The organism is Synechococcus sp. R5-12 (assembly GCF_047502655.1).
GTDB lineage: Bacteria > Cyanobacteriota > Cyanobacteriia > Thermostichales > Thermostichaceae > Thermostichus.
The window spans coordinates 1-6,157 of sequence record NZ_JANSIM010000032.1 but is presented as its reverse complement, the minus strand read 5'-3'; the positions used below and the strand labels follow the sequence as shown (position 1 = coordinate 6,157).

General features: G+C 60.5%; 6 protein-coding genes and 1 pseudogene. 4 read left to right on the top strand and 3 right to left on the bottom strand.

The features are described 5' to 3' along the window. Together NW843_RS02440 and gltX are read right to left on the bottom strand one after the other, a co-directional pair. On the bottom strand, positions 1-611 hold a 611-nt coding region (locus NW843_RS02440), incomplete at its 3' end, for a GAF domain-containing protein (protein ID WP_414522015.1). 79 nt (positions 612-690) lie between these two features. Then, on the bottom strand, positions 691-2,130 hold the full coding sequence (gene gltX, locus NW843_RS02435) for a glutamate--tRNA ligase (protein WP_414423601.1): 1,440 nt from the start codon (positions 2,128-2,130) through the stop codon (positions 691-693). Between the two features lie 234 nt (positions 2,131-2,364). On the opposite strand from gltX, the gene NW843_RS02430 reads away from it, so the two are divergent. Then, on the top strand, positions 2,365-2,715 hold the full coding sequence (locus NW843_RS02430; protein WP_011433285.1) for a hypothetical protein: 351 nt from the start codon (positions 2,365-2,367) through the stop codon (positions 2,713-2,715). 286 nt (positions 2,716-3,001) lie between these two features. Here the strand turns inward: NW843_RS02430 and miaB are convergent, their stop codons facing one another. After that, positions 3,002-4,336: a tRNA (N6-isopentenyl adenosine(37)-C2)-methylthiotransferase MiaB gene (gene miaB / locus NW843_RS02425; protein WP_414332191.1), complete on the bottom strand. Its 1,335-nt coding sequence runs from the start codon at positions 4,334-4,336 to the stop codon at positions 3,002-3,004. A gap of 121 nt (positions 4,337-4,457) precedes the next feature. Here miaB and NW843_RS02420 point away from each other — a divergent pair, with 121 nt between their 5' ends. The 3 genes and pseudogenes from NW843_RS02420 to NW843_RS02410 all read left to right on the top strand — a co-directional run. Then, positions 4,458-4,892, top strand: a complete 435-nt coding sequence (locus NW843_RS02420; protein ID WP_414522014.1) for a BlaI/MecI/CopY family transcriptional regulator — start codon at positions 4,458-4,460, stop codon at positions 4,890-4,892. Beyond that, on the top strand, positions 4,889-5,770 hold the full coding sequence (locus tag NW843_RS02415) for a M56 family metallopeptidase (protein WP_414522013.1): 882 nt from the start codon (positions 4,889-4,891) through the stop codon (positions 5,768-5,770). Before NW843_RS02420 ends, NW843_RS02415 begins: the two co-directional genes overlap by 4 nt. A gap of 180 nt (positions 5,771-5,950) precedes the next feature. Continuing rightward, positions 5,951-6,157 (top strand): annotated as a pseudogene (locus NW843_RS02410) (acetylglutamate kinase); the annotation flags it as partial.

The window sequence follows — 6,157 nt, the reverse complement described above, 5'->3', positions numbered from 1 at the left end:
ACCCTACGGGTACAGTGCGGGGCTCCTGCGATTTCTAGCTGAGGGTTGGTAGAGGAACCCGCGTCCTGTTGCGCCTTGGGCTGAATGATGAGATCGATGCGCCGTGCCCCCGCGTGTTTGACAATCAGAAAGCTGGCTTCCAGAGGTGTCCGGCTCAGCAGAGCCAAAGCCCCCAGCCGCTCCTCCCCCCGGTTAATCGGGTAGGCAACAAAGCCTCGCAAGCCATTGGCCTTCACCCACTCCGGGGCGGGCATCCAGGCTTCTTGGGCGGGATTGTTGCTCAAAAGCGGCAGCCCCTCCTGGGCCACCCGTCCCAAAGGGCTGTCGTCAGGGTAGATCCGCTGAATTTGGTCGTGAGCAGGGCTGAGCAGGCCGGCATGGGCCACCGACTGAAAACATCCTTCCTGCGGGTCGAAAAACCAAAGGCGAGCTGAGGCTGCACCCAGACGATCCACCATCTGCCGTACCAAGGTCTGGGCCAACTTGAGCACACACTGCTCCAGCTCCCTCGTCTCTACAGAGTCCGAAGAGGATGGGGAAGACAACTGAGAAGAGAGCAGCACCAGTTCTTGGACAATTTGGTTTGCAGCCTGTAGCTGGCGTGACAGCATGGGATCCCGATTGCGGCAGCGGTGCGGAGCACTTTCAACAGAGGCAACCGAAGGCATGACAGCAAGAGATGGGCTTCCATCAACAAGGAACCAACTTCTGCACAGCCTCTAACCGCCCCAAAGCCCAGCCCCGCCGCTGGAGAAGGGCAAAAGATTCCAGCAAATCCGGCCCCTGCAGATCCCCTGTCAGGGCGGCCCGCAAACTCTTCATCAGCAGGCCCTTTTTCATGTTCTGGCCCTTGGCCACCTGATCCACCAGCGGTTTTAAGCTGTCCGCCGAAACCTGGGGCAGCTCGGCAGCAGCCAACGTGGTGGCCATTGCAGCCATAGCCTCTGCCACCCCAGGCAGGCGCAACTGTTCCAGAGCTGGCAACGTGTAGCTGAGGGGCTCCTGAAACAAAAAGCGGCTGAGCGGAGGAGCCTCTGCCAGGCGGTCGATACCATCGGCAATCAGGCGGGCCACATCTTCCAACCAGGTGGGATCCGGCACCTCGGAAAGGTCAAACCCTGCCGCCTGCCAAAAGGGGGTGAGCCGTTCTACCAGTTCTGGCGGAGAAAGCCGCTTGATGTACTGGCTGTTGATCCAGTTGAGCTTGTCCCAGTCAAAGCGGGCAGCCGCACGGTTAACCCGGTCAAAGTCGAACAGCGCAGCCGCCTTTTCCAGAGAGAAAAGCTCTTCCCCATCTGGAGGAGACCAACTGAGCAAAGCCAAATAGTTCTTGAGAGCTTCCGGCAAAAAGCCCAGCTGCTGGAACTCCGTCACCGAAGTTGCCCCATCCCGTTTGGAGAGCTTTTTCCCCTCCGGGTTCAGGATTAAAGGAGAATGGGCGAACTGGGGAGGTTCGTAGCCAAGAGCGCGGTAGAGCAAAATCTGCTTGGGGGTATTGCCGATGTGATCTTCGCCGCGAATCACATGGGTGATGCCCATGTCAATATCATCCACCACCACCGCCAAGTTGTAGAGAGGGTAGCCATCCGCCCGGGCAATGACCATATCCCCCCCCAAGTCCTGGGTGTTCCAGGTAATGGGGCCGCGAATGAGATCCACCCAAGACACTTCCAGGGGCTCCTCGATTTTGAAGCGGATCACCGGCTGCCGACCCTCGGCTTCGTAGGCCCGTCGCTGGGCTTCGGTGAGAAAGCGGTGGCGGTTGTCGTAGCGGGGGGCTTTGCCGGCGGCCTTCTGGGCAGCGCGCATCTCCTCCAGCTCCGCCTCGCTGACGTAGCAGCGGTAGGCCAACCCTCGATCCAGAAGCTGCTGTACCACCGCTTGATAGCGCTCGATGCGCTTGGATTGGTAGACCGGCCCTTCGTCCCAGTCTAGGCCCAACCAGGCCAGGCCCGCCAAAATGTTGCGGGTGTAGCGGGGCAAAGAGCGGTCGCGGTCGGTGTCCTCGATGCGCAAAATGAACCGGCCACCGTGGCGACGGGCATACAGCCAGTTGAACACTGCCGTTCGGGCGGTGCCGATGTGCAGATTTCCGGTTGGGCTGGGGGCAATGCGAACACAAACACTCACAGGTCTAAGGATCCCAAGCAGAGCATCCTGATCCTAGTCGGCGGCGAGATCCTTTGTCATATTGGCCCTCCATTGGGTTGCAGGCGGTTGCCAATTGAGGCATTTCGAGTAGAATCCGCTCTAGCCGCCGGTCAAAAGGTAGGCTGCACGGGGATCAAGGTTGATTGGCAACGTCCAACCTCCCCTTTTTTCCGGTGTTGAGGAAAAGCTGTAGCGCAGGAGGAATCCCAGCACATGCGTCTGACTTTGGCCATTCTTCTGGGTTGTCTGTCCGCCGGGATCCCGATTGGATCCGCCTTGGCCCAAATTGCCTATCCTTCCTATCCGGTGGGAGATGCCCTGGATAGGATCCTGTTGGATACAGGCAGGAATGTGGATCCGGTCATTTTCCCTGAGGAGGTGGTGCGCTCCCAGGCCCGGCAGACCACCGCCTTCTTCACCACGCTGCTGAACCAGCGCACCAACATCCCACCCCTGCGCTCGCTGGATTTGCCCAGCCCCTATCAGGCTTCGGTTCGTACCCAGGCCGGGTACTACCGCGTGACCCAGACAGAGCCCGTTTTGGATTTTGAAATCTTGCGCTAGGCAGGGCAGGTATTCGGGGCCTGTTCCAGCGCCGGCCTGTTGCTGTTGCCAAAACGTTGTGTATGAAGCTCCGTTCTACTGCTGCGCGGAAGAAAGCTAGCTAGGGCGGTGGTTGTGCCCTGGTCGGCGTGGCGGAAAGGGCAGTGACTGCCTGGCGGTTGCCTTAAAGCTGTTCACCCAGGAGGGCATGGTTTTTCTCAGCGAAACAGCTCCCTGGAGAGGCGCTCCGCCGGCGCAATCGGACAAGAGGGAACTGGGGAAAGTTGTGTTTGTGAGAGCCTTCATCCTATGGCCCGCTCGCGCGGACGGTAACTGCCTCTCCGGTCAGCGAAAAAGCTCGCGTGGCGGTAATGCGCACCGGCACCAGGGATCCCTTCAGTTGCTCTGGATCCCCTTCAAAGAACACCAAGCGATTGCCGCGGGTACGCCCCATTGCCTGGCGGGGGTTTTTCGGGTTGGGGCCTTCCACCAGCACCTCTTGCACCTGGCCTAGGAGTCGGGCACTGCGGGCGGCGGCCACCTCGGCCACCAGTCGGTTCAGCCGTTGCAGGCGGTCGCTTTTTTCCTCCTCGGGCACTTGGTCGGGCCACTCGGCGGCAGGGGTGCCGGGACGAGGGGAGTAGGCGGCGGTGTTCACTTGGTCAAAGCCAATGTCCTGCACCAGTTGCAGGGTTTCTTGGAACTGAGCTTCGGTCTCTCCCGGGAAGCCGACAATGGCATCGGCGCTGATGGCGGCTTCGGGCATGTATTGGCGGATGAGCTGGATGATCTGGCGATAGCGCTCGTGGGTGTAGCCGCGCCGCATCCGCTTGAGCACTTCGTTGCTGCCCGCCTGGAAGGGAATGTGGAAGTGCTCGCAGACTTTGGGCAGCTCGGCGCAGGTGGCGATCAGCTCCTCGGTAAAGTAGCGCGGGTGGCTGGTGGCAAAGCGAATCCGTTCAATACCTTCCACCGAATGGACGAAGCGCAACAAGCTGGCCAGGTTGGTTTTCGGATCCAGATCCCGTCCGTAGGCATCGATGTTCTGCCCCAGCAACGTCACCTCTCGATAGCCTGCTCTGGCCACGTCTTCGATTTCGGCGCGGATGGCCTGGGGCTGGCGGGACTGCTCTTGCCCTCGCACCCGCGGCACGATGCAGTAGGTGCAGCGCTCGTTGCAACCGTAGATAACGTTGATCCAAGCAGTGACCTGGCTGTCGCGACGGGGCTTGGTGATGTCTTCTGGGATCTCAACCGGATCGGTGGCCACCACCTGGTTTCCGGCTTCCACCTGCGCCAACAGATCCCCAAGGCGGTTCACGTACTGGGGGCCCATGACCAGATCCAGCTCAGGGACGCGGCGCAACAATTTCTCCCCTTCCTGCTGGGCCACACAGCCGGCCACAATGAGCTTGATGGCCGGGTTCTTGCGCTTGCGCTGCGCCTGGATGCCCAGGTAGGAATAGACTTTCTGCTCAGCATTGTCGCGGATGGTGCAGGTGTTGTAGAGAACTAAGTCCGCCTGCAACTCATCTTCGGTGGCCACATACCCCAGGGACTCCAGGATCCCGGCCATGCGCTCGGTATCGGCGCGGTTCATTTGGCAGCCGAAGGTGATGGTGTGGTAGGTGGGAGCAGCCATGGGAAGAAACAGTACGAAGAACCACCATCTTCGAGCTTAGCGGATCCTTAAAATGGCTGCGGGGCTTGAGACTCCAACAGTTAATCTAGCTAGATAGAAATTCCTACACCGGCAAAGGCTCATGTTGCCCAAGCATCGTCCCAAGCAACTGTCGCTGGGCCCTCTGGAGTCGGAAATCTTGGACATCCTCTGGGATCTGGGCAGTGCCAGCACCCGTCAAATCCACGAGCGCATCTTGGCCGATCCGGATCGGGAGCTGGCCTATGCCTCTGTGACTACAGTTTTGCAGCGCTTAAGCCAGAAGGGCTGGGTGAGCTGTGAGCGCCGCACCGATCCCCAAGGGCGGCATTTGCCGATGCTGTGGCGGCCTCGTCTTTCTCGTCAGGAAGCGGCCAGCCTCAGGGCCTTCACCCACCTGCAGCAGTTTTTGGCTGTAGGGGATCCCGATACGGTGGCAGCCTTTGCCGATAGCCTGGATCAGGCCAGTGTGTCCCAGTTGCAGGCGATTGCCGAACGGCTGCGGGTGGCCCGTCAAGCCAGGAGGGATCCGCGATGAGCCACTTGGGCATGTTATTGCTGGGCTTGGGCCTCAGTTGGCTGTGGCGGGTGCAAGTGCGCCTGGATAAGGGGGGCGGGTGGAGCCGACGTTGGCAGCGGGCTTGGACCCACTTCTTGCTGCCCCCGCTGCTGTTGCTGACCACTGCTTTGGCCTTGGCCTGGATGGGGCCGTGGGGACAAATGGCCGGGGTGGGGGGCTGGTTCTGCTACGGCTGTGCCCTGCTGTTGCTGGCCGTGGCCGGCGGCGTGGCCTTGCACTGGATTTGGGAATACTGGCGCTCCTATCGACGTGCCCATCTGCAAGCTCTGGCCCAGGTGGATTTGCATGGCTCTCCGGCCTATGTGCTGGATTTGGAGATCCCTTTTGCTGCCCAAGTGGGGGTGTGGAATGCCCAGTTGGTGGTCAGCCGCGGCCTGCTGGAGCAGTTGGATGATGAGCACTTGCGGGCTGTAATCGCTCACGAAGAAGCCCATCGCCACTACCGCGACACCCTGTGGATGTTTGGGGTGGGCTGGCTGCGACGCCTCACCGGCTGGCTGCCCAACACCGAGGCCCTCTGGCAGGAATTGCTCACTCTGCGGGAGCTGCGGGCGGATCGCTGGGCGGCCCAACGGGTGGATCCCTTGTTGTTGGGAGAGGCCCTGCTGCAGGTGGTGGGCTATGGCGTGGTGGAGCAACCAGCGGCAGCTTGGGTTGGCTTTGCAATGACCGTGAGTTCAGACTCAGGGCAACGGCTGCAGGAGCGTATCGATGCCCTGCTGCAGCAGGCAGAGTCAGGGCCCGTCGATCCCCTACCCCATTCTTCTTCCATTCGGGGTTGGGCCTGGTTGGGGTTGTCCCTATTGCCTTTGCTGGCGATCCCGTTCCATACCTGAAGATTGACGGCGATTCCTCAACCAAATTGTCCTTGGGTTGGGGAAGCGAGCTTGAAAAAAACCACCAGTTGACGCCCAAAGCCTGAGATCTGCTTTGCAAGCAGAATGGGATACTCTAGGTCAGGTTTTCTGGACTTCTAGGGACTTACGGCGGTGCAAACCAACTCTTCCCTTTCTGAGGTGACCGGGTCGGCGTGTGATCCCCTTACGCGGGCGCAGATCCTCATCGAGGCTTTACCCTACATTCAGCAGTACCAGGGCCGCGTTATTGTCATCAAATACGGCGGCGCAGCCATGGTGCACCAAGAGCGACGGGCCGAGGTGCTCCGAGACATCGTCTTTCTGGCCTGTGTGGGGATCCGCCCGGTGTTGGTGCATGGGGGGGGG